Annotated in this window: 25 protein-coding genes; 14 read left to right on the top strand and 11 right to left on the bottom strand. The window is 72.6% G+C overall.

The genetic code is table 11. The features are described 5' to 3' along the window. Positions 1 to 140: 140 nt before the first annotated feature. From ACFXJ5_RS05470 to ACFXJ5_RS05460, 3 genes are all read left to right on the top strand, one after another. Positions 141 to 965, top strand: coding sequence for a VOC family protein (locus tag ACFXJ5_RS05470; RefSeq protein ID WP_384627193.1), 825 nt, complete (start codon positions 141 to 143; stop codon positions 963 to 965). 310 nt (positions 966 to 1,275) lie between these two features. After that, positions 1,276 to 2,319, top strand: a complete 1,044-nt coding sequence (locus ACFXJ5_RS05465) for a glycosyltransferase (protein WP_384628324.1) — start codon at positions 1,276 to 1,278, stop codon at positions 2,317 to 2,319. Between the two features lie 46 nt (positions 2,320 to 2,365). Beyond that, positions 2,366 to 2,524, top strand: a complete 159-nt coding sequence (locus ACFXJ5_RS05460) for a hypothetical protein (RefSeq protein WP_384627190.1) — start codon at positions 2,366 to 2,368, stop codon at positions 2,522 to 2,524. A gap of 38 nt (positions 2,525 to 2,562) precedes the next feature. On the opposite strand, the gene ACFXJ5_RS05455 is transcribed toward ACFXJ5_RS05460, so the two are convergent. Then, positions 2,563 to 5,013 carry a SpoIIE family protein phosphatase gene (locus tag ACFXJ5_RS05455; protein ID WP_384627188.1) on the bottom strand — a complete coding sequence of 817 codons (2,451 nt, stop codon included), beginning with the start codon at positions 5,011 to 5,013 and terminating at the stop codon, positions 2,563 to 2,565. Between the two features lie 56 nt (positions 5,014 to 5,069). Continuing rightward, on the bottom strand, positions 5,070 to 5,624 hold the full coding sequence (locus ACFXJ5_RS05450) for an RNA polymerase sigma factor (RefSeq protein ID WP_384627185.1): 555 nt from the start codon (positions 5,622 to 5,624) through the stop codon (positions 5,070 to 5,072). A 45-nt stretch (positions 5,625 to 5,669) separates the two neighbouring features. Here ACFXJ5_RS05450 and ACFXJ5_RS05445 point away from each other — a divergent pair, with 45 nt between their 5' ends. From ACFXJ5_RS05445 to ACFXJ5_RS05435, 3 genes are all read left to right on the top strand, one after another. Next, the gene (locus tag ACFXJ5_RS05445; RefSeq protein WP_384627184.1) at positions 5,670 to 7,052 is read left to right on the top strand and encodes a serine/threonine-protein kinase; all 1,383 of its coding nucleotides are present in this window, start codon (positions 5,670 to 5,672) and stop codon (positions 7,050 to 7,052) included. A gap of 77 nt (positions 7,053 to 7,129) precedes the next feature. Beyond that, positions 7,130 to 7,798, top strand: a complete 669-nt coding sequence (locus ACFXJ5_RS05440) for a DUF4232 domain-containing protein (RefSeq protein ID WP_384627182.1) — start codon at positions 7,130 to 7,132, stop codon at positions 7,796 to 7,798. A 114-nt stretch (positions 7,799 to 7,912) separates the two neighbouring features. Continuing rightward, a complete protein-coding gene (locus tag ACFXJ5_RS05435) occupies positions 7,913 to 9,193 on the top strand; it encodes a hypothetical protein (RefSeq protein ID WP_384627179.1) in 1,281 nt (426 codons plus the stop codon). 29 nt (positions 9,194 to 9,222) lie between these two features. Here the strand turns inward: ACFXJ5_RS05435 and ACFXJ5_RS05430 are convergent, their stop codons facing one another. Together ACFXJ5_RS05430 and ACFXJ5_RS05425 are read right to left on the bottom strand one after the other, a co-directional pair. Beyond that, entirely contained in the window at positions 9,223 to 10,056 is an 834-nt protein-coding gene (locus tag ACFXJ5_RS05430; protein ID WP_384627177.1) for a class II glutamine amidotransferase, read from the bottom strand. 105 nt (positions 10,057 to 10,161) lie between these two features. Next, on the bottom strand, positions 10,162 to 11,442 hold the full coding sequence (locus ACFXJ5_RS05425) for a glycosyltransferase family 4 protein (protein ID WP_384627173.1): 1,281 nt from the start codon (positions 11,440 to 11,442) through the stop codon (positions 10,162 to 10,164). Positions 11,443 to 11,589: 147 nt separating this feature from the next. Here ACFXJ5_RS05425 and ACFXJ5_RS05420 point away from each other — a divergent pair, with 147 nt between their 5' ends. Continuing rightward, positions 11,590 to 12,279, top strand: a complete 690-nt coding sequence (locus tag ACFXJ5_RS05420) for a response regulator transcription factor (RefSeq protein WP_384627171.1) — start codon at positions 11,590 to 11,592, stop codon at positions 12,277 to 12,279. Between the two features lie 2 nt (positions 12,280 to 12,281). Next, positions 12,282 to 13,700: an ATP-binding protein gene (locus tag ACFXJ5_RS05415; protein ID WP_384627169.1), complete on the top strand. Its 1,419-nt coding sequence runs from the start codon at positions 12,282 to 12,284 to the stop codon at positions 13,698 to 13,700. 55 nt (positions 13,701 to 13,755) lie between these two features. Here the strand turns inward: ACFXJ5_RS05415 and ACFXJ5_RS05410 are convergent, their stop codons facing one another. Both ACFXJ5_RS05410 and ACFXJ5_RS05405 read right to left on the bottom strand, forming a co-directional pair. Further along, the gene (locus tag ACFXJ5_RS05410; protein WP_384627167.1) at positions 13,756 to 14,700 is read right to left on the bottom strand and encodes a M48 family metalloprotease; all 945 of its coding nucleotides are present in this window, start codon (positions 14,698 to 14,700) and stop codon (positions 13,756 to 13,758) included. Continuing rightward, positions 14,697 to 15,068, bottom strand: coding sequence for a BlaI/MecI/CopY family transcriptional regulator (locus ACFXJ5_RS05405; RefSeq protein ID WP_384627165.1), 372 nt, complete (start codon positions 15,066 to 15,068; stop codon positions 14,697 to 14,699). Before ACFXJ5_RS05405 ends, ACFXJ5_RS05410 begins: the two co-directional genes overlap by 4 nt. Before the next feature lie 169 nt (positions 15,069 to 15,237). On the opposite strand from ACFXJ5_RS05405, the gene ACFXJ5_RS05400 reads away from it, so the two are divergent. The 5 genes from ACFXJ5_RS05400 to ACFXJ5_RS05380 are packed head-to-tail and all read left to right on the top strand — an operon-like array spanning position 15,238 to position 19,224. Beyond that, on the top strand, positions 15,238 to 15,924 hold the full coding sequence (locus ACFXJ5_RS05400; RefSeq protein WP_384627163.1) for a DedA family protein: 687 nt from the start codon (positions 15,238 to 15,240) through the stop codon (positions 15,922 to 15,924). Then, positions 15,924 to 16,526, top strand: a complete 603-nt coding sequence (locus tag ACFXJ5_RS05395; RefSeq protein WP_384627160.1) for a phosphatase PAP2 family protein — start codon at positions 15,924 to 15,926, stop codon at positions 16,524 to 16,526. Before ACFXJ5_RS05400 ends, ACFXJ5_RS05395 begins: the two co-directional genes overlap by 1 nt. After that, positions 16,523 to 17,233 (top strand): phosphatase PAP2 family protein, encoded by a 711-nt coding sequence (locus ACFXJ5_RS05390; RefSeq protein ID WP_384627157.1) that lies wholly within the window; start codon positions 16,523 to 16,525, stop codon positions 17,231 to 17,233. The genes ACFXJ5_RS05395 and ACFXJ5_RS05390 overlap by 4 nt, the downstream gene beginning before the upstream one ends. Before the next feature lie 9 nt (positions 17,234 to 17,242). Continuing rightward, positions 17,243 to 17,926 (top strand): response regulator transcription factor, encoded by a 684-nt coding sequence (locus tag ACFXJ5_RS05385; protein WP_384627155.1) that lies wholly within the window; start codon positions 17,243 to 17,245, stop codon positions 17,924 to 17,926. A gap of 2 nt (positions 17,927 to 17,928) precedes the next feature. After that, positions 17,929 to 19,224, top strand: a complete 1,296-nt coding sequence (locus ACFXJ5_RS05380; RefSeq protein ID WP_384627152.1) for an ATP-binding protein — start codon at positions 17,929 to 17,931, stop codon at positions 19,222 to 19,224. Between the two features lie 141 nt (positions 19,225 to 19,365). Here ACFXJ5_RS05380 and ACFXJ5_RS05375 read toward each other — a convergent pair whose 3' ends face one another. Genes ACFXJ5_RS05375 through ACFXJ5_RS05360 form a run of 4 tightly spaced genes read right to left on the bottom strand, consistent with a single transcriptional unit; the run spans position 19,366 to position 23,988 of the window. Further along, positions 19,366 to 22,017, bottom strand: coding sequence for an FtsX-like permease family protein (locus tag ACFXJ5_RS05375; protein ID WP_384627150.1), 2,652 nt, complete (start codon positions 22,015 to 22,017; stop codon positions 19,366 to 19,368). Beyond that, positions 22,017 to 22,679: an ABC transporter ATP-binding protein gene (locus ACFXJ5_RS05370; RefSeq protein WP_384627147.1), complete on the bottom strand. Its 663-nt coding sequence runs from the start codon at positions 22,677 to 22,679 to the stop codon at positions 22,017 to 22,019. Before ACFXJ5_RS05370 ends, ACFXJ5_RS05375 begins: the two co-directional genes overlap by 1 nt. Next, positions 22,679 to 23,404: an ABC transporter ATP-binding protein gene (locus tag ACFXJ5_RS05365; RefSeq protein WP_384627145.1), complete on the bottom strand. Its 726-nt coding sequence runs from the start codon at positions 23,402 to 23,404 to the stop codon at positions 22,679 to 22,681. The genes ACFXJ5_RS05370 and ACFXJ5_RS05365 overlap by 1 nt, the downstream gene beginning before the upstream one ends. Continuing rightward, positions 23,368 to 23,988 (bottom strand): hypothetical protein, encoded by a 621-nt coding sequence (locus tag ACFXJ5_RS05360; RefSeq protein ID WP_384627143.1) that lies wholly within the window; start codon positions 23,986 to 23,988, stop codon positions 23,368 to 23,370. Before ACFXJ5_RS05360 ends, ACFXJ5_RS05365 begins: the two co-directional genes overlap by 37 nt. Positions 23,989 to 24,168: 180 nt before the next feature. On the opposite strand from ACFXJ5_RS05360, the gene ACFXJ5_RS05355 reads away from it, so the two are divergent. Beyond that, a complete protein-coding gene (locus tag ACFXJ5_RS05355) occupies positions 24,169 to 24,960 on the top strand; it encodes a hypothetical protein (RefSeq protein WP_384627141.1) in 792 nt (263 codons plus the stop codon). Positions 24,961 to 25,048: 88 nt separating this feature from the next. On the opposite strand, the gene ACFXJ5_RS05350 is transcribed toward ACFXJ5_RS05355, so the two are convergent. Then, complete coding sequence (locus ACFXJ5_RS05350; protein WP_384627139.1) at positions 25,049 to 25,879, bottom strand: glycoside hydrolase domain-containing protein; 831 nt, start codon at positions 25,877 to 25,879, stop codon at positions 25,049 to 25,051. Positions 25,880 to 25,973 lie beyond the last annotated feature (94 nt).

Here is a 25,973-nt window from a genome sequence, read left to right as displayed (position 1 = left end):
CCTTTGGCCATTCTCGATCACCTCATTACTGCAGATATGACGACAGTGCCTGCCAGGAGTCATCGGTGGGCGATTGTCAGTGGTGGGTGCCAGGCTGGTGGAAGCAGGGATCCGAGAAGGATCCGCGAAGGGAGATCAGCATGATCACCACTGACTTCGTCAAGGGCTCACCGAACTGGATCGATCTCGGTGCCCCCGACGTCGCGGCAGCGGCCCGCTTCTACGGTGCGGTCTTCGGCTGGGAGTTCGACCCGTACGTCCCGCCGGAGGGCACCGGCACGGACACCGCCCAGTACGGCGCCCTCAAGCAGAACGGCAAGACCGTCGGCGCCATCGGGCAGCTCACCGAGGAAGGCGCGCGCCCGGCCTGGACGATCTACTTCAACACCCCTGACGCCGACGCCACCGCGCAGGAGGTGCGAAAGAGCGGCGGCACTGTGCGCGTCGATCCGAGCGACGCCGGCGACATGGGCCGCATGGCCCACTTCACCGACCCGCAGGGCGCCCAGTTCGCCGTCTGGCAGCCGGGCAAGGATCAGGGTCTGGAGGCGGTGGACGAGCCGGGCACGCTGTCCTGGACCGAGCTGTACACGACCGACGCGGCCGCCTCGAAGGCGTTCTACGGATCCGTCCTCGGCTGGCAGACCGAGGACATGGAGCTGCCGGGCGGCGCGGGCACGTACTCGCTCATCACCCCCGCCGGCCTCCCCAACGAGCGTATGCAGGGCGGCCTCATGGAGCTCCCGCCGGAGTATCTGCAACTGACCGGCGGCAAGCCGTACTGGCACCCGGTGTTCGCGACCGCCGACTGCGACGCCTCGGTCGCCAAGGTGACCGCCAACGGCGGCACCGTGCAGATGGGCCCCGAGGACGCGGAGGGCGTCGGGCGGCTGGCCGTCTGCGTCGACCCGCAGGGCGCGGACTTCGTGCTGCTCACGCCCGTGGAGCCGCCCACGGCGGGCTGACGGACCGCACTACTGGGGCACCGGAGCGCCGGAGTATCGGGCCCGGTGCTCCGTCATGTCCGGTTCGCCCGGCCGACAGCAGAAATTTGATCTCATTGTCACCTTGGCACATCTGTTCATTCGTGAAGATGTCGCGCAACATCTGTGAGTGAACGGCGACGCCGGAGCGTCGGACGAAGTAGTACGACCCCCGGAGTTCGATGTGCTCAACCTGGCGGAACCGCCTGCCGCGCAGCCGCAGCAAAGGCGACGCCACGCACCGCGCCGTGCGCACGCGGCGCAGGACGACTTCTCCGAAGGCACACCGAGACTGGTCGTCCTCATCCCGGCGCACAACGAGCAGGACCGGATAGCCGACGCCATCGAGGGCATGTGGGACCAGACGAAACGCCCTGACCTGGTCGTGGTCGTCGCCGACAACTGCACAGACGCGACCGCCCACATCGCCCGGCAGCACGGGGCCGAGGTCTTCCACACCCGGGACAACACCCACAAGAAGGCCGGGGGACTCAACCAGGCCATCGCCTGGGTGCTCCCGCACCTCGCCGACCGCGACCTGATACTCGTTCAGGACGCCGACACGATCCTGAACCCGTGGTTCGTCGAGACCGCCACGGGCACCTTCAACCGCAAGGTCGGAGCGGTCGGCGGCGTCTTCTACGGCGAGGACGGCGGAGGACTGCTCGGCCTCCTCCAGCGGATGGAGTTCCACCGCTACGCCTGGGAGATCGAGCGCACCGGCGGCAAGGCCCAGGTCCTCACCGGCACCGGCACCATGTTCCGCGCCCGCGTCCTGCGCGAGGTCCGGGCCGCCCGCCGCGACGGCCGCCTCGGTGGCGGCGCCGACTACTACAGCCTCGCCTCGCTCACCGAGGACGACGAGATGACCAAGGCGGTCAAGACCCTCGGCTACCGCACCATGTCCCCGGCGGGATGCTCGGTGACCACCGAGGTCATGACCACCCTCCCCAAGCTCTGGCATCAGCGCCTGCGCTGGCAGCGCGGCGCTCTGGAGAACCTCCGCGACTACGGCTGGACCCGGGTGACGGCCCGTTACTTCATGCAGCAGTTCATGATGGGCTTCGGCGCCCTCAGCTTCGCGGTCTACCTGGCCTTCATGGCCACGACCCTCTCCACGTACGGCTGGCCCGGGCTGTCCCCGTTCTGGACCGCCATCGGCCTGATCTTCGTCGTCGAGAAGGTCGTCTCCGTACGCCGTGCGGGCTCGCGGGCGGTCCTCGTGGCCCTTCTGATGCTGCCGGAAATGCTCTACGACCTCTTCCAGCACGCCGTGTACTTCACCTCCCTGTGGGGTCTGGTCCGGCGTAGCGAGGAGAAGTGGGTCGCCACCTGATCCCCCACACCATTCCCGCTGTTCACCATCCACTGGAGGAAATTCGATGTACGGAAGAGTCGTAGGCGCAGGCACCACCGGAACCGGCGGTGCCGCCCTGGCCGCCACCGGCGTGTGGCTCAACAGCATGGCCCTCGTGGTGGCTTCCACCACCCTGATCGCGGCCGGCCTCGCGCTGTACAAGCTGGCCCCGCGCCGCCGGTAGCGCGATACGCACTACGCGGTACGCCCTACGGGACCCGCCTACGCCGGGCCCGTCAGGGACTGCTCCGCCCAGATGATCTTGCCGTCCGGGTGGTAGCGGGTCCCCCAGCGCTGGGAGAACTGGGCGATCAGGAAGAGGCCGCGGCCACCCTCGTCGGTCGTACGGGGGTGGCGCAGGTGCGGCGCGGTGCTGGCGCCGTCGGAGACCTCGCAGATCAGGGTGCGCTCCCGGATCAGGCGCAGCTGGATCGGCCCGGTCGCGTGGCGGATGGCGTTCGTGACGAGCTCGCTGACGACGAGCTCGGTGGTGAAGGCGAGGTCGTCCAGCCCCCAGGTGTGCAGCCGCTCGGTGGCCATCTCGCGGGCCCGGGCGACGAACGCCGGGTCGACGGGGAGGTCCCAGGTCGCGACGTGGTCCTCGCTGAGGCGGCGGGTCCGTGCCAGGAGCACCGCCGCGTCGTCGATCGGCCTGGCCGGCAGCAGGCTGTCGACCACGGCGTGGCACAGGCCGTCCAGCGGCAGCTCGCCACCTTCCAGCGCGAGGCGCAGCCGCTGCTGCCCCACCTCGATGTAGTCGCCCTCGCGGGACTGGCCGGCGAGCAGACCGTCGGTGTAGAGGGCGATCACGCTGCCCTCGTCCAGGGTGAGTTCGATGGACTCGAAGGGCAGGCCCCCGATGCCCAGCGCGGGGCCCATCGGCAGGTCGGGGAAGGTGACCGTCCCGCCGGGGTCGAGGACGGCGGGCGGTGGGTGGCCGGCGCCGGCCATGGAGCACCGGCGGCTGACGGGGTCGTAGACCAGGTACAGGCAGCTGGCGCCCAGGACCGTGGCGTCCGTGGTCGGGGTGGCGGCGCGCTGGTCGCGCGAGACACGGCCGACCAGGTCGTCGAGGTGGGCCAGCAGCTCCTCGGGCGGAAGGTCGAGGTCGGCGAGGGTCTGCACGGCGGTGCGCAGCCGCCCCATGGTGGCCGCCGCGTCGATGCCGTGCCCCACCACGTCGCCCACCACCAGCGCGACCCGGGCTCCGGACAGCGGGATCACGTCGAACCAGCCGCCGCCCACGCGGGCCAGTTCGTCGCCCGGGCGGTAGCAGGAGGCCACGTCGACGGCCTCCTGGTCGGGGGTTTCGTGCGGGAGCAGGCTGTGCTGCAGCGCCAGGGCGGCGTCGCGCTCGCGCGTGTAGCGGCGGGCGTTGTCGATGCAGACGGCGGCCCGGGCCACGACCTCCTCGGCCAGTCGCAGATCGTCACGGTCGAACGGTTCGTCGCGTTGCCGCCGGAAGAAGGTGGTGATCCCCAGCGTGATGCCCCGGGCGCGGATCGGCACCACCATCGCCGAGTGCAGCCCGAGGTCGAGGAAGCGGGCCGCCCGGCCGCCCGGGATATTGCTGGCCCACTCCCTGGCGAGCGGGTCCAGCCGCTCCTCCAGCCAGGACGATCCGCTGGTCAGGCACTGGATCGACGGAGACCAGGCATGGTAGGTGGCCAGCCCCCCGATCTCCACCACCGCCTCCGGGACGCCTTCGCGTACGGACTGCTGCCCGCTGCGCCGCAGCGTCACGGTGTTCGCGTCGTCGATCCTGCCCGCCGCGGTCTCATCGCCCCTGATCACCGGGTCCAGCAGGTCGACGGCGACGAAGTCGGCGAGGTCGGGCACCGCCACGTCGGACAGGTCCTGCGCGGTCTGCATGACGTCCAGCGTGCGGCCGATGTACTGGCCGGCCCGGTCCAGCAGTGCCAGCCGCCGGCGGGCGCGATAGCGGTCGGTGATGTCGACGACCGTGTAGTACACGCCGAGCGGGCGGCCGCCGTCGTCCTCCAGGCGTACGAAGGACATCGAGTGGGCCTGCTCCCGGTGCGGGGCCGCCATGGTGCGCCCCACGTGCTCGTACGCGATCACCGAGACGCCGGTCTCCAGCACCTCCCGCATCCGGGCCTCGAGCAGCTCGGCGTCCAGTCCGGGCTGGATCTCCCCCAGCCGCCGTCCGAGCCGCCGCCGCGCGGGCACGCCGCCGAACTGCTCCAGTGCGAGGTTCGACCACACGAACCGCAGATTCGTGTCCACGATGCCGATGCCGATCGGGGACCGCGTGACCAGCCGCTCCAGCACGGACCGGCTCATGTCCCACCCCGTGGCTGCCGTCATGTCCGCGAGCAGAGCCACCCAGCCGCCGCCCGCCCCCGCCGGTACGGCCCGCACCATCAGCCGCACCAGGTGCCCGTCCCGGTGCCGCGCCGACAGCAGTCCCAGCCAGTCGCCGTCTCTGCGGTATCGCTCGACCAACCCGGTCAGCCGTGCCGCGTCTTCGGGTATCAGCAGGTCAGCGACCTCACGGCCGATCACAGCCACGGCCGGATAGCCGAGTAGCCGTTCCGCGTCACCGCTCCAGCTCGTCACCCTGCCGCGCGCGTCGAGCAGCACCACGACCGCGTCCGCCATGTCGAAGGACGCTCGCTGCCCGAGGCGATCGCTGTGCTCGTCCGTGGTCACGGCCGTCCCTTCCCTGCGGGACTGTATACCGTCCCCTTTCCCCCTTTTCTCCTAAATCACCCCGACGCGTCGGACAGCCACGGCCGGACCTCCTTGCGTGCCTGATGCAGACGTGACTTGAGGGTGCCCAGCGGGATCCCGACGCGCTCGGCGATCTCGGCGTAGTCCAGCTGGCAGATGTCCCGGTACACCAGTGGCGCCACCAGGTGGGGGTGCTCGCGCTCCAGCCGCTCCAGGGCCTCCAGCAGATCGAGGCGGGAGCCGGCGATCACGCTGGTCGTACGGGGGTCGACCTGCTGCGACTCGTCGATGGTGACCGGCTGCTCGGCGGCTCGCCGCTTGAGTTCGCGGTACTTCTGGCGGGCGCAGTTGGCGACCACCGTGTAGAGCCAGGTGCTGAAACGGCTGCGGCTCTCGAAGCTGTCGATCCGCCGCGCGACCTGCAACAGCACATCCTGTGCCGCCTCTTCGGCGTCCTCGCGGCACGGCAGGAAGCGGCCGCAGCGCCGTACGACCTCCGGCCTGATCAGCTGGAGCAGCGCGTCCAGGGCGGCCGTATCGCCGGTGGCCGCGCGCTGCGCGAGGTCCTCGGTCTGCGACGCGTGCTGCACCGGTGCTCCCCTCGGGGTTGATCAGAGGCCAGGCATGATAGTCGTATGCATTCCCTCGAGCGGATCGGCCGCTACCGGCTGGAGCGACGCCTGGGCTCCGGCGCCTTCGGCGTCGTCTGGCTGGCACACGACGATGTGCTCGAAGCCCCCGTCGCGGTCAAGGTGCTCGCCGAGAACTGGGCGCACCGGCTGGACATCCGGGAACGGTTCCTCTCCGAGGCGCGGCTGCTGCGGCGGGCCGACTCCAACCGCGTGGTGCAGGTCTTCGACATCGGCGAACTGCCGGACGACAGGCCGTACTTCGTCATGGAGTACGCCGACGGGGGCACCCTGGCCGACCGGATCGCCGACGGCCCGCTGCCCGTCGCCGAGGCGCTGCGGCTGACCGCCCTGGCGGCGCGCGCGGCCGCCGCGCTGCATGACGCGGGCATCGTCCACCGGGACATCAAGCCGTCCAACGTGCTGTTCCGGGCCTCGCCCGGCGGCCGCGACCGGCTGCTGCTGGCCGACCTCGGCCTGGCCAAGAGCCTGGCCCAGGCCTCCGGGCTCACCCAGGCCGCCGGATCCGCCGGCTACGCGCCCCCCGAGCAGACCGAACCCGGCGCCGGCATCGACGCCAGAGCCGACATCTACAGCCTGGGCGCCCTCGGCTACCACCTGATCACCGGTACGGTCCCCGGGCCGCCCGGGAAGATCGTCCGGCCCGACCGGCTCTGCCCCGACCTGCCGCCGGACATCCAGCGGGCGCTGCTGCGCGCCCTGGAACCCGACCGCGAGCGCCGCTGGCCCACCGCAGCGGCCTTCGCCGACGAACTCGACCGACTGGCCGCCGCCCTCTCGGCCCAGGAGCCCAAGGCCGCCGGGCGCCGCCGCAGGACCCTGACCGTCGCCCTTGCCACCGCCGTGGTCATGGCCGGCGCGGCAGGAGCCGGCGCCGCCCTGCTGTCCTCCCGGCAGTCGGCGACGTACGTACGGGTGGCCGACACCACCGGGCGGATCACCGTCGAGGTGCCCAGCCGGTGGGGCCGCCAGCTGCGCGCCTCCGGATGGGCCCCGAAGACCCTCGGGCTGCCGGACGCGCACGCGCCGGGCCTCGCCGTCGCGGACGACCTCGCCACCTGGGAGAACCTCCGCTCCGAGGCCAACGGCGTCTTCGTCGGCCTGAGCGAACACGGCGACCTCACGGGCGAGGTCGGCGCCCTCACCCACAGCGGCTGCCACTACCAGGGCGCCCACACCTACACGGGTAAGGCCTGGCGCGGCCAGGTGCGCAGCTGGAGCGGCTGCCCCGGCAGCGGCGACTCCGTCACGGAGGCCGGTCTCGCCCCGGCGGGCGGCGGAAAGCAGCCGCAGGTGTACGTACAGATCCGGCAGGACGGCGGCGACGCCACCGATCGCATACTGGATTCGCTGAGTGTCAAAGGCTGATCATCGCGAACCATTTCCCGTTTCCGAGCATCGGACTGTGATGACGGGACAGCGTTTGATTCTCAAGGAGAGCTGACATGGCGATCTTCCGAAGCGGTGCTCTGGCCGCGGGCGGGGCGGTCCTCGTGGGCCTGCTCACGGCCTGCGGGGCAGGCGGCAGCAGTACGGCCTCCGCCCCCCAGACCCTGCCGGGCACGGCAGGGCCGGCCTCCGCCACCCAGAGCGGTGCGACCGACACCTCGGCCACCACGACTCCGGCCGCCTCGGCCGCGTCGACGGGTTCGACCTCTTCGTCGTCGTCGCGGACGACCCGTACGGCAGCCTCCGGCACCCGCTGCCACACCTCGGACCTGCGCGCGTCGGTCGGCAGGAACGACCCCGGGGCCGGCCAGGAGAACTTCCCCGTCGTCCTCACCAACCGCTCGGCCCGCACCTGCACCGTCTACGGCTATCCGGGCGCGGCCTTCGTGAACGCCTCCGGCAAGCAGGTGGGCCCCGACCCCAAGCGCGTCTCCGGCAAGTCCACCACCGTCACGCTGGCACCCGGGGCGAGTGCGTGGGCCGGGCTGACCTTCTCCAACCCGGGGGTCAGCGGGGCGCACAGCACGACCCCGGCGGCGATCCTGGTGACGCCGCCGGACGAGACCACGTCCCTCAAGGTGACCTGGACCCAGGGCGCGGTGCCCACCTCGGGCAACGCCTCGTCGGTCTACCTGACCGTCCTCGGCGCGGGCACAGGCCCCTGACAGGTTTGTCATGAAGCGGTAACAGGTCCCGCCTCCCCCGACCTTTCCGGGGCCCCCGCCCATCCAACCGTTCGACCGCAGAAAACGAACGACGTGGATGACTGGGGAACGAACATGAGCAGCATCTCTCGCAGGCGCCTGCTGACGGCGGCGGCCTCCGCGGCCGCCTCGGCCGGTGCCCTGGGCGCGCTGTCCGCCTGCTCCTCCGGCGGCTGGACCGTAGGCGGAGCAGGCGGCGAGGGGAACGGCACGCCGGGTTCCACACCCACGGGTGGTGTCACGGGCGTGCCGGCCGCCCGGGTGACGCCGATCGGCGACGGGTCCACCGCCTACACCGGCACCCAGCCCAAGCAGCCCAAGGCCGAGCGGCTGAAGCCCGGCGAGCGTCCGCCGCAGTTCGTGGTCTTCTCCTGGGACGGCGCGGGCGAGCTGAGCAACCAGCTCTTCTCCCGGTTCCGCAAGGTCGCCGCCGACCACGGCGCGTCGATGACCTTCTTCCTCAGCGGCATCTACCTGCTGCCCGAGTCCAAGAAGCGCCTCTACGCCCCGCCCCGGCACGCCCTCGGCGCCTCCGCCATCGGCTACCTCGCCGACCGGCACATCCACGCCACCCTCCAACAGGTGCGCTCCGCCTGGCTGGAGGGCCACGAGATAGGCACCCACTTCAACGGCCACTTCTGCGGCCCGGACGGCGTCGGCCTCTGGTCGCCCGGCGAGTGGCGCAGCGAGATCGAGCAGGCGAAGAAGTTCGTCACCGAATGGCGGACCAACACCGGCTTCACCGACCTCGACCCGCTGCCCTTCGACTACGAGAAGGAACTCATCGGCGGCCGGACCCCCTGCCTCGAAGGCCAGGCCAACCTGCTGCCCACCGCCGCCGACCTGGGCTGGAAGTACGACGCCAGCTCCCCCGGCGGCCTGCAGATGTGGCCCGGCAAGGTGCAGGACGACAAGATCTGGAACTTCCCCCTGCAGTCCATCCCCTTCCCCGGCCACTCCTTCCAGGTCCTGTCGATGGACTACAACATGATGGCCAACCAGTCCAACGCCAACCCCCTGGGCGACAGCTCCCAGTACGACGCCTGGCGCGTCCAGGCCCGTGACTCCTACCTGGCCGGCTTCCGCCGCGCGTACGAGACCAACCGCGCGCCCTTCTTCATCGGCAACCACTTCGAGCGCTGGAACGGCGGCATCTACATGGACGCCGTCGAGGAGGCCATCGGCCGGATCGCCGCGTACGACGACGTCCGGCTGGTGTCCTTCCGTCAACTGGTGCACTGGCTGGAGGCCCAGGACCCGGCGGTGCTCAGCCGACTCCGCACCCTCGACCCCGGCCAGGCCCCGGCCGGCGGCTGGGCGGAGTTCCTCGGTCCCACGCCCACCGCGTCGTCATGACCCGCGGCAACGAACTCCTGGTGGGTCCGCTAGGCGGGCTGTGGTGCGAAGGGCAGCAGTTCGTCGGCGCCGGGCTGGACGACACCGTAACTGCTCTCCGGGAGCTCGTTCCAGGCTCCCGGCAGGTCGCCCAGCGGCTCGGAGACGACGAGGCGGGTCTCCTCGGACACGTCCTGGAGGAACGTCAATTCGGGGTGCAACGCCCGCAGCGACTCCACCCCGCTGCTGTAGAACAGTGAGCGGGAGGTGCTCTGGCTGGAGTAGCGGAAGGCCCACAGCCGTGCGCCGTCGGTGACCGCGATCGTCATCTGGAGCGGGTACTCCACCCCGTGCTCGTGGCCTGTCCGTTCAACCAGGCCCGCCATGCGGGCGACGGCGGCCGGAGCGTCCTGGTCCAGGCCCAGGGTGAGGGCGAGGAAGAACATCACTTCCGAGTCGGTCGATCCCTCGATGCTGGAGAACAGAGCAGGGTCGACGGCCAGGCAGAGGTCGCGCCGAAGCCGCTGGAAGTCGGCGATCGCACCGTTGTGCATCCACATCCAGCGGCCGTGGCGGAACGGGTGGCAGTTGGTCTGCTGGACCGCCGAACCGGTCGAGGCGCGGACGTGGGCGAAGAACAAGGGGGAGCGGACGTGGTCCGCGATCTCCCGCAGGTTGCGGTTGTTCCACGCCGGACCGATGTCCCGGACGATCGCCGGGGTGTCGCTGTCCGTCGAGTACCAACCGACGCCGAACCCGTCACCGTTGGTCGTCTCGACACCCATCCGGGAGTGCAGGCTCTGGTCGATCAGTGAATGCTGCGGTTTGTACAGAACGTTGTCGAGCAGTACAGGCGTTCCCGAGTAGGCGAGCCACCGGCACATGGGCAACACCCCTTTTCGGCCGTCCGGCCGTACAAACCGAGGGTAGTCCCGCCGGTCGCGACGCGCCTTCCGGCGGCGGTCAGCCCCTGACCGGTGCCGGCCGGGTCACACGGCGCCGGCGTGCCTGAGCCTGCGCAGACGGCCGGCCGCCCGGCGGGCCGGGTTCAGCAGCCGGGCCTGGCGCAGTGTGTCGCGCAGCCGGTTCCGGTTGGTGGCGCGCAGCCGGATGCGGGCGCGTTCGCCGCGGGTCTCGCCCAGCTCGGCGAAGAGGAGTTCGTACCGGCGGGCGACGTGGTCCGGGTCGAAGCGCGCGGCATTGGTCAGGGCGGCCGCGGCCATCCCCCTGCGGGCCGGCCTGTCCTGGATGAGCCGCAGCATCGCGTCGGTGAGCGCGGGTACGTCCCGGACCGGGACGAGCAGGCCGTCGACGCCGTCGTGGATGATCTCGGCCGGCCCGAGCGGGCAGTCCGTACTGACCACGGGTACGCCGCAGCGCATGGCCTCCACGATCGTCATGCCGAACGACTCGGCTTCCGACGAGACCACGACGAGCGACGCCTGCGCGAACTCCGGCTCGATCGGCGAGCGCACCCCCATCAGCTGGACGGTGTCCCGCAGCCCCAACTCGGTGACGAGCCGCGCCAGGCGTTCCCGCTCGGGGCCGTCGCCGTAGATCCGCAGGCGCCAGTCGGGGTGCCTGGCGGCCACGGCGGAGTACGCCTCGACGAGCAGGTCGTAGCGCTTGCCCTTGGCCAGCCGGCCGGCCGTCGCGACGACCTTCGCGGTGCCGTCGGACGGCGGCCCGGGCGGCCCGGGGACGCTGTTGGGCACGGCGAGGACGGGCACCCCGGGCAGCGGCATCCGCCGGCGGTAGACGGCGGCGTCCGCCTCGGTCACGGTGACCAGCGCGTCCAGGCGGCGGTAGTGCGGGGCCAGTTCGGCGCGCAGCCGCTTGCTGTGGACGTCGTGGCTGAGGTGCTCCTGGGCGATGCGCAGCGCGCCGCGCGGGCCGAAGAGGGCGAGGTAGACGTTCGCGCCGGGCCGGGTGCCGATGAACACGTCGGCGTCGCTGTACTGGAGGTAGTCCTCCACCCGGGCGTCGATGAGCCGGGTGTACTGGTGGCGCCGCTTCTCGGCGGACGGGAGGCAGCGGGTGGGCTCGGCGTGCAGCGGATCACGCGCGTCGGGGCTGTCCGGCCGGTTGTCCACCAGCGGGACCAGCCGTACGCGCGGATCGACCGCGAACCGCGGCTTCTCGCGGTGCCGCATCATCGAGACGATCTCGACGTCGTGGTCGCGAGCGGCGAGCGCTGTGGCGAGATTGAGCGTGGTGCGTATGGTTCCGCCGATCCCGTAGGCGTTGTGCAGCAGGAATACGATCTTCATTCGTGGTCTCCGGGGCCGGGGCATCCGGACGCCACGATGGCGCGGGCAGGTAAGACGTCCGCGTGACCGAGGTGAGAGCACGGTAAGAGCCTCTGGTCACAGCCCCGCGCCGGGTCGGCGACGTCCGGGGCCGTGCACACTTGCCGGGTGAAGTACACCGTGCTGCTCGCCGAGGACGACCGGGCGATCCGTAAGTCGCTGGAGCGTGCCCTGGAGCTGGAGGGCTACCGGGTCACCGCGGTGCCCGACGGCATCGAGGCGCTGGCGGTCGTCCACCGGGACCGGCCCGACGTGGTCGTGCTCGATGTGATGATGCCGGGCATCGACGGCCTGGCGGTGTGCCGGGTGCTGCGCGCGGAGGGCGACCGTACCCCCGTGCTGATGCTCACCGCCCGCGTGGAGACCGCCGACCGGATCGCCGGGCTTGACGCGGGCGCGGACGACTACGTGGCCAAGCCCTTCGAGGTCGAGGAGGTCTTCGCCCGGCTGCGGGCGCTGCTGCGCCGGGCCGCCCCCTGGGACGACCCGGCCGAGGGCGACCTGGTCGAGGCCGCCGACCTGCGGCTCGACCCGTCCGCCCGGCGCGCCTGGCGGGGCGAACGGGAGCTGGACCTGACCCGCACCGAGTTCGACCTGCTGGAGCTGCTGGCCCGCAACGCCGAGATCGTGCTCGACCACAGCACGATCTACCAGCGCATCTGGGGCTACGACTTCGGGTCCGGCTCCAAGAACCTCGCCGTCTACATCGGCTATCTGCGGCGCAAGGTCGACCTCGCGGGCCTGTCGCCGCTGATCCACACCGTCCGCGGGGTCGGCTACACCCTCAGGGAGCCGTGAGGATGCCTCGGGGCACAAGGATCCGCGGCGCGCTGCGGCCCGCCCCGTACGCGAGTCTGCGCACCGCCTTCGCCGTCTCCTTCGCGGCGCTGGCCGCCGCCGTCACCGTACTGGTCGGGTTCCTCGGCTACGACGCGGCGGCCCGGCTGGTGCGGGTGGACCAGCAGCACGCCTTCTCGGCCGTGGTGGACGACCTCTACCACCAGGTGACGCAGCAGCGGTTGACCGCGCAGGACTTCAGCTCCGACCCGGACCACGACGGGCCGCGCGAGGAACTGACCCGGCAGCTCCGCGCCGACGTCCAGGTCATCGGCCCGGGCGGCGCCGTCGTGGACCGGGGCAATCCGGTGCTGCCGGTGTCCGCGACCGACCGGAGCACCGCCGGCCACGGCACGGCGGGCCACACCACCGGCTACGACACCGCGATCGCCGACGACCACTACCGCATCTCCACCGTGGCACTCGGCGGCGGCCGGGGCGCCGTGCAGGTGGCGCAGCAGCTCAGCGACACCGAGGACCTGCTGGTGAATCTCCAGAAGCGCACGCTCGTGCTCATGGCCGTCGTGGTGCTCGGCGCGGGAGCGGTCGGCTGGTGGCTGGCGCGCCGGATCACCGGCCGTCTGGTGCGGCTGACCGGGATCGCGGAGGACGTGGCGCGGACCGGACGCCTCGACGTGGAGGTGCCGGTCGCGGGCGACGACGAGGTCGGGCGCCTGGGCCGTGCCTTCGACGACATGCTCGGCCGGCTCGCGCACTCCGAGGAGTACCAGCGGCGGCTGGTCCAGGACGCGGGACACGAGCTGCGCACCCCGCTCACCTCGCTCCGTACGAACGTCTCGCTCCTGCGCCGACTCGGCGAACTGCCGCCGCAGGCCCGCGCGGAACTGATCGAGGACATGGCCGGCGAGACCCGTGAACTCACCGACCTGGTCAACGAACTGGTCGAGCTGGCGGCCGGGCACCGCGACGCCGAGGAGCCGGTGGACGTCGCGCTCGGTGAGGTGGCGGCCGCCGCGGCCGCGCTCGCCGGCCGCCGCACCGGGCGCGAGATCGTCGTACGGGCCGACGACACCGTCGTCCCGGGCAGGCCCGCCGCCCTGCAGCGCGCGGTGACCAACCTCCTGGAGAACGCCGCCAAGTTCGACCCCGCCGGCGAGGGGCCGATCGAGGCCGTGGTCGAGGGCCCGAAGATCGAGGTACGCGACCGGGGCCCGGGTGTCCCCGAAGCCGACCTGGCCCGGATCTTCGACCGCTTCTACCGGGGGCGCTCCGCCCGCAGTCTCCCCGGCTCGGGGCTCGGCCTGGCCATCGTCCGCGACATCGCCCTGGTCCACGGCGGCACCGCCTTCGCCCGCAACCGTGAGGGCGGCGGCGCGGTGATCGGTTTCACGGTGCGCCCGGCGCAGGACGGGTCCGACTGACCGGGCTGGCTGACGGGTCCGGCTGACCGGTCCAACTGGGAGCTTGCCGCGCGGCTCAGCCGTGCGGGCTCTCCCCCTGGGCGATCTCGATGTTGCTGTGCAGGTCCTGCGCCGCACCCAGTGCCGACGCGCCGGACACGACGACGCAGGCCAGGAGGGCGGCGGCGACGATCCTGCGGACCCGGACCGGAGCCGGTGCGATGTCCGCCCCGCGGTCGAGGAGGGCGGCCACCCGGCGCGGCACGGGGCCGGCGGTGGCGGCGAGCGCGACGCGGGGGCGCGGCCCCCGTGCCGGTGCGGCCTTGCCGGCCAGGGCGGCCCGGCCGATCGCCCGGGCGGCGAGGCGGCGGTCACCGACGGCTGCCGCCGCGGCCTCGTCGGCGGTGCGCTCCAGGGCGTAGCCGAGCGGTTCCCGCAGCGCGCGTAGGGCCGGGTGGAGCAGGGCGGCCAGTTCGGCGGCGGCCAGGAGATGGTGATGCCGGCCGCGGAGGTGGGCGCGTTCGTGGGCGAAGAGGGCCTCACGCTCGGCGGGGTTCAGGGCCCGCAGCATGCCGGTGGTCACGACGATCCTGCCGGGACGGCCGGGCAGGGCGTACGCGTCGGGGTGGTCGTCGGGCAGGACCGCCAGCTCCTCCTCGGTGCCGCCGGCCAGCGACCTGGCCCGGTGCAGATCGGCCCGGTGCCGGCGGACGGCGGTGACGAGAGCGGCCGCGCGCCAGGCCAGCAGGCCGGCGGCGGCGATGGCGGAGGCGATCACCACGGTGGGCTCGCCCGACGTCAGGGGCCTGACGAGGTCGCCGAGGACGGCCACGACCGGCAGGTACGACGCCCCGGGGACGACCAGCAGGGCCAGTGCCGCCGTACTGCAGGCGGCCAGGCCGACGGCCGTCGCGGTGAGCAGCCACACGGCATGGCGCGGGGACAGCGCAGCCGCGACGCGGCGCGCCGCAGGTGCCGCGAGGAACGGCATGAGCAGTGGCAGCCACACGATGTGGTTCATTCGGCACCTCCTTCAAGAAGGCTACGCAACAGCTGCTCGTCCTCGTCGCGGAGCTGGGAGACGAATCGCGCCAGGACGGTGCTGCGGTCCTCGTCCTTCTCCAGTTCGGAGTGCATACGGCGGGCGGTCAGGCCCGCTGCGTCCTCGGTGGGGGTGTACGCGTAGCCGCGGCCGGAACGCCTGCGGGTGACGCTGCCCTTCTCGTACAGGCGGGACAGGATCGTGGTGATCGTCGTACGGGCGAGGGAGGTCCCGAGCGCCTGCTGCACCTGGCCGGGGGTGAGCGGCTTTCCGGCAGTCCACAGGGCCGCCATGACGCTGGATTCCAGCTCTCCGGCCGGCCTGCGCTCCGCGCCCGTGTCACTCATGGGGAACGCTCCTCCCGCATGTGGCGTCTACAGTGGAGTAGACCGTCTACTTCACTGTAGTCAATCCGGTTGTCGCACAACACCGAACAACGCACCACGGCACAAAACAACCCCGTCCTGTCTCCGCCCCTGCCCACCATTATGGGAGCAGCCCACCATGCTCGTATCCATGCTCACGGCAACACCGCAGGCCGTGAACGTCCTCGACGCGGGATCACTGCTCTCCGCGTTCGGTGCCCTCGGCATCGCGGTGGTCCTCTTCGCCGAGACCGGCCTCCTGGTCGGCTTCTTCCTCCCCGGCGACTCCCTGCTCTTCACCGCGGGCCTGCTGTGCGTCCCCGGCGTCCACGGAGCGGTGCACCTCTCCCTTCCCCAGGTTCTCATCGCCGCGGTGGTGGGCGCCCTGCTGGGAGCGCAGACCGGCTACTGGATCGGCCGGCGCGGCGGCCGGGCGCTGCTGGCCCGCACCCGGTCCCGAAAGCTCCAGGAAGGCGCGGCCCGCGCCGAGGAACTGCTCGAGCGCTACGGCCACGCCAAGGCGATCGTCCTGGCGCGCTTCGTGCCCGTCGTCCGTACCGTGCTCAACCCGATGGCCGGCGCCCTGAACGTCCCCGCCCGGGTCTTCACCATCTGGCAGATCGTCGGTGGCACGATCTGGACCGTCGGCCTGGTGCTCGGCGGTTACGCGCTCGGTTCCTCCGTGCCCAACGTCGACCGCTACCTCCTGCCGATGGTGGGCGTGATCGTGGTGATCTCCCTGCTTCCGCTGGTCATCGAAGTCATTCGCTCGCGCCGCGCACCCAAGGCCCCCGGGGCTTCCGACGTCACTGAGGCCCCCGAAAGGGCACCGCGCTGATGCAGCTCGCTTTCGCCGGCAGTTCGGTGGACGGCGGGCTCTACACCTGGGTCACCCATCTGGCCCAGCGATCGCCCGGCTGGTTCGACTCGGCCGTCTGCTTCTTCTCCACCTACGGTCTCGCCCTCTTCGCCGCGCTTCTGCTCGCGGCGTGGTGGCGGGCCCGGGCGGCAGGACCCGCGCGGACCGCCTTGGCGCTGGCCGCGCCCCTGGTGGTCGTCGTGGCCTTCCTCGCCGACGACGCCTTCAAGTCGGTGGTGAGGGAGCAACGGCCCTGCCAGACCCTGCACACGGTGACGCTGGAGGCATGCCCCTCGCTGGGGGACTGGTCCTTCCCGAGCAACCACGCCGCCATCGCCGGTGCCGTCGCGGTGGCCGTTCTGTTCGCCGACCGGCGGCTGGCGGCCGTCGCCGGAGCGGCGGCGGTGCTGATGGCGCTGTCCCGTGTGTGGGTCGGCGCGCACTACCCGCACGACGCCCTTACGGGCCTGGTCGTGGGCGCGGCCGTCGCCTGGCCCCTGATGGTGGCCGCCCGGCGCGGCGTCCCCCTGGTGGAACGGCTCGGCGACACCCGCCTGCGCCCGCTGGTGGCGGCTCGGTGAGCCGTCCGGCGCCGGAACTCGTCAGGTCCCGCCGCCTGTCGCCCCAGGTCCTGACCGCCGCGACCTGCGCGGTGCTCTTCACCGTCCTGGCGGTGATCGTCGCAGGCCGGAACGGCGCCCCGTTCGGCTTCGACCACTCGGCGAACCTCTGGGCGGCCGACCACCGCCCCCACGCCGCCGTGACGGTGGCCAGAGCGGTGACCGCGACCGGCACCGGCGTCTTCCCCTACGTGTGCGCCGTCGTGGCCGGGGTCATCGCGGCCGGCCGCGATCTGCGGCGGCGGCTGTGGGCGGTCCTGGTCGCGCTGGTCGTGCTCGGTCTCGGCCAGGCCGTTCGCTACTCCCTCATGCACGCGATCGGCCGCCCCCGCCCGCCGGTGGCGGACTGGGCCACGTACGCCTCCGGCTTCGCCTTCCCCTCCGGCCACACCACCACGTCCGCGCTCGCGGCCGGGCTGCTGATCTGGGCCGTCGTCCGTGCGGTCCGGCCGAGCGCGACCCGTAACGCCGTCGTCGTGGTGCTGGTCTGCTGGGCTTTCGCCGTCGGGCTGAGCCGGATCTACCTCGGAGTGCACTGGGTGACCGACGTGCTCGGCGGATGGCTGTTCGCCACCGGATGGGTGTGCCTGTGCGCCGCCGTGGTCCCCCGCGTTCCGGCGCTGCGCCACCGGCACGACAGCACAGGTCGACGTGACGACCGGGAGTAGCGTGATGCCGTGGCACGGATCGTGATCGTCGAGGACGACGTCGCCATCGGCGGCCGGCTCGCCGCGACGCTGCGCGGGCTCGGCCACGACACCGACTGGTGCCGCGACGGGGCGGAGGCGCTGGACCGCGCGGCCCGCGAGCCGGCCGAGCTGGTGCTGCTGGACCTCGGGCTGCCGGACACCGACGGATTCGAGCTGTGCCGGCGGCTGCGGGAGCGGCTGCCGGGCGCGGTGCTGGTGGTGCTGACCGCACGCACCGAGGAGATGGACGTCATCCAGGCGCTCGAGTCGGGCGCGGACGACTATCTGACCAAGCCGTTCCGGCTCGCCGAACTCCAGGCCCGGATCGCCGCCCACCTGCGCCGGGCCGGGCCCGAGGGCAAGGGTGCCTCCGTACGGATCCGTCACGGCGCCCTGCTCATCGACCGGGCGGCCAGACGCTGTTTCGGCCCGGAGGGCGAAGTGGAGCTGCGGCCCCGGGAGTTCGACCTGCTGTCCAGGCTCGCGGCCGCCCCCGGTCAGGCGGTCAGCCGCGAGGCCCTGATGAACGAGGTCTGGGACGAGAACTGGTTCGGCCCCACCAAGACCCTCGACGTCCACGTCGCCGCCCTGCGCCGCAAGCTCGGCGACCGGGTGCGCATCACCACCCTGCGGCACTTCGGCTACCGCCTCGAACTGCCCGCGGAGCACTGACCGTGCGCCGCCGGATCCTGCGGGCGACCCTCGTCGCGGCGGTGTGCGCCGTGCTGCTGTTCGCCGTACCGCTGGGCCTGGCGACGCTGCGGCTCTACCAGCAGGACGAACTGCGGGAGCTGCAACAGCTCGCCGACCGGGTCGCGGTGAGTGTCCCGGCGGACGTACGCGCCTCGGGCGACCCCGTGGAGCTGCCGTCCGTCGAGGCCGACACCGCCGTGGCGGTCTACGACGCCTCGGCCCACCGCGTCACCGGCACCGGCCCCGCCACGGGCGACGCCCCGGTGCGTGCCGCCGTCGGCGGTGCGGGATCCTCGCACCGGATCGGCGACCGCCTGGTCGTCGCCGTGCCGGTGGGTTCCGGCGAGCAGGTGCGGGCGGCGGTACGCGTCAGCGCCCCAGCGGCCCAGCCCCTGCACCGGGCGGCGCTCACCTGGGCCGGCATGCTCGGCCTGGCGGCCGTCGCCGTCGGGGTCGCCGTACTCCTCTCCGTACGGTCCAGCCGCCGCCTCGCCCGCCCGCTGGAAGCGCTCGCGGCGACCGCCGTACGCCTCGAAACCGGCGACCTGGAGGCCCGGGCCGCCCCCTCCGGCCTTCCCGAGGCCGACGACATCGCCACCGCCCTCAACCGCGCCGCCGAACGCATCGACCACCTCCTGCGACGCGAGCGGGCCTTCAGCACGGACGCCTCCCACCAACTGCGGACCGCGCTGACGCGCGTGCGGCTCGAGCTCGAGAGCGCACCCTCGGACCCCGATCCGTACGAGGCCATCCGCGCCGCGCTCGAGTCGCTGACCCACATGGAGGCGACCCTCGCCGATCTGCTCGCTCTCGCTCGCGACGTCCCCGAGCGGGCGCCGCTCGACATCGGCGCGCTGCTCGCCGCGACCGAGAGCCGCTGGCACGGCGAGCTGGCCGACAGGGGGCGCCCCCTGCGGATCGTCGCCGACGACGGCCTGCCCGAGGCGGTCGGCTCCGCGCGGGCCGCCCGCCAGGTGCTCGACGTGCTGCTGGCCAATGCCGCCGTCCACGGCCAGGGCGCCGTCACCGTCCGCGCCCGCGACGCCGCCGGGGTCCTGGCCGTCGACGTCGAGGACGAGGGCCCTGGCCTCCCCGACGACCGCGACCTCTTCGACCGCCGCCGCCCCCTCCCCGGCGCCCCCAACGGCCACGGCATCGGCCTCGCCCTCGCCCGCTCCCTCGTCGAAGCGGAGGGTGGGCGCCTGTTCGTCTCCCGCCGTGCCCCGCGGCCGCGCTTCACGTGGCTCGTCGCGAGCGAACCGGCCCCCAGGGGCTGAGCCCCTGAGGTCCAGCTGCGTGCGTGGTCGGGCCAGATTCAGCCCGTCCGGCGTTTGAGGACACGCCCGGAGGGCGTTTGGGGGTCCAGGGGCGGAGCCCCCTGGTTTCGGGAAGGGGCGGGGTGGGGGAGGTCCACCCCCCTACAGCTCGCGGAGTTCCGTGAGCGGGGGGCGGCGGGCGTGGCGCGCGGCGGCCCAGGCGGCCGCGGCGAGCGCTGCGGCGACGGCGGCGGCGAGAGAGGCGAGGTAGGTCCAGGGGACGGCGAGGTGGGCGGGGGGTGGGTCGAAGACGCCGGAGAGGACCTTGACGAGCATGTGGGAGAGGGCCCAGCCCAGGACCGCGCCGGCCGCCGCGCCGGCGACGGCGACGAGGGCCGCCTCGCTCCAGACGAAGCCGGACAGTTGCCGCCCCCGTGCGCCGAGGACGGAGGCCAGGGCGAGGGTGCGGCGCCGTTCGGCGAGGCCGAGGGCGAGGACGAGGCCGCCGGCCGCCGCGCCGATGACGAGGGCGAAGCCCAGCTCGACGCGGGTGAGGCCGCCGAGGTCGACGGCGGTGAGGCTGGAGCCGACGACGGTACGGGTGGAGGTGAGGTCGGTGACGTGGGCGGTGGGGCCGAGGGTGGAGCGGACGTGCGCGGCGACGGCCTTCTGCCCGGTGCCGCCGGTGTCGACGAGGAGGGTCCCGACGGCGTTGCTGCCGGTGGCGGTGGCGACGTACGAGGAGTTGGCGACGAGGAAGCTGTCCTTCGGCGCGGTCGGGAACTCCTTCACCACGCCCGCGAAGTGGAAGGAGACGGTGCGCAGTTGGTGCGTACGGCTGTCCTGGAGGCGCAGCCGCACCTGGTCGCCGGGGTGGAGCTGGAAGTCCTTCGCGGTCTCGGCGCTGACCAGCAGGCCGTCCGGTTGGCTTGCCAGGCGGTTCATGAGCTGCCGGGCGGTGCCGCCGGAGAAGTAGGCGTCCTGGAGGCGCCCGGCTCCGACGACGGTGGAGGGCTGGACCCCGTACAGGTCCTGGAGGTCAGCGCCAACGTACGCGAAGCGGTGCTGCAGCGGCTCGACGTGCCGTACGCCGGGCAGGGCGGCGACCCGGGCCGCGTCGGCGGGGCCGCTCGTGGAGCCGGCCGCCTCGGTGACGGTGACGTCGGCGCCGTTGGTGAGCACCGCGTCCGCCTGGGCCTGCTGGCGGTACGTGGAGTTGAAGACCGCCGTGGAGGCCGCGAAAGCCGCCGCCAGGCCGAGCAGCACCACCGCCCGCACGACCGTGCCGCGCTGCCGCGACAGGCTGGCGGCGACGGTGCCGGACAGGGCACCGGCAGCGGGGCGCAGCAGCCGGGCCAGGATCGGTCGGCCGCGCCGCAGCATCAGGTCGACCAGGAGCCAGGCCAGCAGGGCGCCGCCCGCCCAGAGCAGGGCGGGGCCGGCGAAGGCCCAGTAGTCCACCGACAGGGTGGGGGTGCCTTCAGGGGCGAGGACGAGGGCGTAGTTGGTGCCGCTGGTGATCCGGAAGACGATCAGGGAGACCGCCAGCAGTCCGGCTGCCAGGGCCCACCAGGCCGTGCGGGGCACGTGGCGGCGTTCCATCGCCGTGCGCCCGGACACGACGGTGGCGTTCTTGAGGTCCCGGCGGGCGGGCACCAGGATGGTCGCCCCCGCGATGAGCGCGCCCACGACGAGCGCGGCGGGCGCCCAGCCGGCGGCGAAGCCCCCGGTCGAGCCGAAGGCCGTACGCGACAGCACCGCCGCCACGCCGAGGCCCACGGCGCCGCCGACGGCGGCCACGACGAACGCCTCCACCGCCGCGAGGCCCAGCAGCCGGCCGGCGGTCGCGCCACGGGTACGCAGCAGCGACTGCTCCCGGCGCCGGCGGGCGGCCCCGGCTCCGGCGACGGCCGCGGTGAGGGCCCCGGCCAGCAGGGCGCCGGGCACGCCGAGGAAGAGGAAGAGCAGCTGGGCGTAGAGCGCGTCGGAGCGGGCGGCGTCCAGTACTGCCCCGAGGTTGTCGCCGATCTGGCCGGCGACGCCGGTCAGCTTCACCTCGGTGTTGTGCGCGCTGCCGGTGGCCACGCTGTACGCGGCGGCCGGGTCGTGCGGCAGCCTGTGGCTGCGCAGCGCGTGGACCTGGGCGACGACGAGGCCGGGGCGTGCGGTGGCCAGCGGGCCGAAGGCCGCGTGCCAGTCGGCCTGCGGCAGCAGCACGACGTTGTCAGGGGGCGCGGACGCCTGTGACTGCGGGGGTGCGCCGACCTTCTGGAAGAGCGAGTCGGCGTACGGCAGGTCCACGACGCCGTCCACCGTCACCTTGACCGGCGGCAGTCCGGCCGCCCGCCCGATGGTCACCGTGTCGCCGGGGGCGGCGTGCAGGTTGGCGGCGGTCTGCTGGGCCAGCAGCACGCCGTCGGCGCGGCCGGCCAGCACCCGGATCTCGCCGGGGAAGGCCGACCGGTATCCGGCCGGGATGCCCAGCACCTTGCCGGGCCCGGTGGCCTGTGAGGTGCCGCCGGTGGTCGCGCTCAGGCCGCTGGTGTCGGCGTAACCGACCGGCAGCGCGGCCCGGGTGCCCGAGGTGTGCCGGACGGTGTTGAGAACCGATCGCGCGTCGGCGCCGGTCGCCACCTGCACCTGCCAGTCCACGGAGACCCCGCGTACGGACTGGGCGGTCATGGTCGCCCGGGTCGAACCGAGGAAGCCCCCGAGCGCGGCCAGCAGCGCCACGGCCATGGCCACTCCGAGCGCGGTTCCGAGCAGTCTGCCGCCGCGCCGCCGTAGCAGCCCGGCCAGCCAGATCCTGAGCATCACGCTCCCCTTTCCGGGACCAGGCGCCCGTCGGCCATGTACCAGCGGACGTCCAGCTCGCGGGCGACCCGTGGATCGTGTGTGGTCAGTACGACCGCTGCGCCCATTTCCTCGGCGGCGGCCAGCAGTACGGCCAGCACCTGGCGGCCGGTCTCGCGGTCGAGCTGTCCGGTCGGTTCGTCGGCCAGCACCAGGCGCGGCCCGCGGGCCAGCACCCTTGCCACGGCGACGCGTTGGGCCTGCCCGGCGGACAGTTCGTCGGGCAGCCGGTCGGCCAGGCCGCCGAGGCCGAGGGTGTCCAGGGCCGCCAGGGCCCGGGCGTCGGCCTCGCTGCCGGGTACGCCGTCGATGCGCAGCGGAAGCGCCACGTTCTCGGCGGCGGTCAGCGGCGGCAACAGGCTGGGGCCCTGGAAGATGACCCCGATGTGCCGGGCGAGCGTGCCGTCCGGGAGCCCCGGGTGGGTCACCTCGCCGGCCGTCGGGCGGTCCAGGCCCGCCATCAGGTGCAGCAGGGTGGACTTGCCGGACCCGGAAGGCCCGACCACCGCGATCCGTGCCGCGGGCGGCACCGTGCAGCTGAGGCCGTGGACGGCGACGACCGCCCCCGTCCCCTTGCCGTACGTACGGGCCGCGTCCTCGCATCGGACGAGGGCTTCTGCCATCACACCCACCGCCCGTCACGCAGCCGCAGTACTCGGTCGGCGGCGGCTGCCACCGCCCGGCTGTGGGTGACCACGACGATCGCTGTCCCGTCGTCGGCGCGCTCGCGCAGCAGCACCAGAAGCCGCCGTTCGGTCTCCCGGTCGACCTCGCCGGTCGGTTCGTCGGCGAGCAGTACGTCCGGCGCGTTGGCCAGGGCCACGGCGAGCCCGGCCCGGGCCGCCTCACCGCCGGAGAGCTGGCGCGGCAGGGCGCCCGCGCGGCCGGCGATGCCGACCCGTTCCAGCAGCTCCTGCGGCGGGGAGGTGGCGGTCTGCCGCGCCAGGCGCTGGACCAGCGCGATGTTGTCCCCCACCGACAGGTGCTCCAGCAGGTTGCCCGACTGGAACAGCACCCCGATGTGCCGGGCCCGCACCATGCCTCGTTCCCGCTCGACCCGGTGGCTGAGCCGTTCACCGGCGATCCGGACTGTGCCGCCGTCCGGCTCGTCGAGCCCCGCCAGGCAGTTCAGCAGCGTGGTCTTGCCCGACCCGGACGGCCCGGTCACGGCCACGATCTCGCCGCGCTCCACGTCCATGCTCACGCCCTGCAGGGCGAAGGTCTCCTCGTCCCCGGCCCGGAAGAACCGGTACAGGGTCTGCGCGCTCAGCGCCGCGGTCACCGGGGGCGCCGGTGCCGTCGCGGTGCCCATCACGACCACCGGAAGGAGTCGGTGACGGTACGCCACGGGTCGACGTTGTCCGCGCCCACGGCCCCGGACAGGGTCAGCACGACTTCGCCCTTTCCGGCCTTGTAGAACACGTATCGCTGCACATCCAGGGACACGCTCTTGCCCGTCACCTGGTCGGGCGCCGAATCGGTGTGGTACTCGGCCAGCATCGCGCTCCCGCCCTTGCGCTGCACGACGCTCACGTCGACCAGGCTGAAGCCCTTGCTCTTCGCGCGGATCGCCGGGATGTCGGTCGTACGGACGGACTGGACCGTCGGCGCCGACGTGGCCGCGACCGGTTCGGCGCGCACGCTGTTGTACTTGTCCGCGAACACCGTCGCCGACCCTTGTGCCGTACGGGACCAGCCCTCGGGCACCTTCACGGTGTACCCGCCGCCGGACGGCGACCACGGGACGTACACCTGCGTATCCGGGATGTCCCCAGGTGGATTCGTCTCCTTCGGCACCGCGGACGACGACGAGGCCGACGAGGAGGACGCGGACGACGTGGATGTTGAGGACGACGAGCAGGCCGCGGCTCCGGCTCCGGTTCCGGCGACCAGGACAAGCCCGGCTGCGGCGGAAGCGAGTGCACGACGCATCGGACGCCACCTCCCAAGACGTGGGCGGTGTGGGCACCGCCGTTGTCTCCGACGCTAGAAACCGGTCGAACAGCGCCAGCCCTGCGTGGGGTAAGCGCGCGGTTAACAGCAGGTCATGGAGATCAACAGCTGGCAAAGGGGCATAGGCCGCACAGAGTTTGCTGTGGAAGGGTGCCTGCCATGGCAACAGGTCAACTCCACCAGCACGGCACCCACCGCATCGTCCGGCACGCGGCGAGCAAGGTTCCCGAGGTCACCGTCTACTTCTGGATCATCAAAGTACTGACGACCGGCATGGGCGAGACGGCTTCGGACTTCCTCGCCCACCTGCTCGGCCCCATCCCCGCGGTCGGGCTGGGCGGCGTGGGGCTGGTGGCCGCCCTGGTGCTCCAGCTGTCCATGCGGCGGTACGTGGCGTGGATCTACTGGACGGCCGTCGTCATGGTCAGTGTCTTCGGCACCATGGCCGCCGACATCCTGCACGTCGGCCTGGGCGTGCCGTATCTGGTGTCCACCCCGTTCTTCCTGGTGGCGCTGGCGGTGGTCTTCGCGGCCTGGTACGCGAGCGAGAAGACCCTGTCCATCCACAGCATCCACACCCGCCGCCGCGAGCTCTTCTACTGGGCCGCCGTCCTCACCACCTTCGCCCTCGGCACCGCTGCCGGCGACCTCACCGCGGTCACCCTGGGCCTCGGCTACCTGGGCTCCGGCGTCATGTTCGCCGTCGTCATCGCCATCCCGGCCCTCGCCCACTGGCGGTTCTCCCTCAAGGCCATCCCCGCCTTCTGGTTCGCCTACATCGTGACCCGCCCCCTCGGCGCCTCCTTCGCCGACTGGATGGGCGTCTCCTCCCAGCGCGGCGGCCTCGCCCTGGGCCTGGGCCCCGTCACGCTGTACTGGACGATCGCGATCCTCGGCCTGGTCGCCTACCTGGCGGTGTCCCGCAAGGACGTGGCGACCGCGGAGTCGTAGCGGGTCGTGGGCCCGGTACACGCAGACGAGGCCTTCCACCCAGGGGTGGAAGGCCTCGTCTCGAACAGCTCGGTCGGGTCGGCCCGGCTTACGAGGTGATCGCGACCGGCGCGTCCCAGGCGCTGCGGTCGACGGTGATGGTGTAACCGCCGCGGGTCTCCTTGCTGTTGACCAGGTACTGGTGGCCGCGCTGGTGGTGGACCCACCAGGTCGACTTGTACGGCCAGTCGGTGGTCGTGGTGTTGACCTTGTCGTAGTACGCGTACCAGATGGCGTCCGGCAGGCTCGTACGGTCCGGGTCGTTGGCGACGGCGGAGGCGCTGGTGCTCTTGAAGCCGTAGAACCCGGCGTAGTAGTTCTTCGCCTTGACGGCCTTGTCCCAGGCGTGGACGTAGGTCAGGACGGCGTTGACGCAGGAGGTGTCGGTGATGTCGTACGCCTCCATGTCCAGGTAGACGGGGCTGCCGGCCTTCATGCCGAGCGCGGACGCCTTCGCCACCGCGTCCGCGCCGTCCGTGGCGCCCAGCGATGCCGCGGTGGACGCGGTGAGCTTCTCCGGGCTGCTGCTGGTCTGGCAGGGCGGCTGAGCGCCCACGTACAGCGGTATGAGCTTCCAGCCGGCGGTGCTGACCGACTTCACCCACGCCGACGTCAGGTTCGGCTGCGAGCAGCCCCGGTTCTTGCCGCCGACGTAGACGGCCGCCGCGCCGTAGAAGTTCGAGGACTTCCAGGCCTTCATGGCCGACAGCGACGGGGCAGTGCAGGCGTCGAAGGCGCGCCCGGAGTACGTCACCGCTGCCGGCCTCCCCGTCGTCGTGGTGGCGGCCTGGGCCGTCAGCGCGCCTCCCACCAGCAGGGTCGCGCCCGCGACCGACCATGCGACGTACCGTTGCCGCTTCGACAACCGATGACGGGACATCCCCACCCCTTAACAGGAAAACGAGCTCCGGCTCCGGAGCAGACGCACCCTAGCCGAGCCCGGGATCATCCCCGCAGCCGGGGCCGTGGAAATG

This window comes from Streptomyces sp. NPDC059373 (assembly GCF_042751495.1).
GTDB lineage: Bacteria > Actinomycetota > Actinomycetes > Streptomycetales > Streptomycetaceae > Actinacidiphila.
Note: the sequence above shows the minus strand (reverse complement) of the source record. Positions and strands in the feature narration are given on the sequence as shown.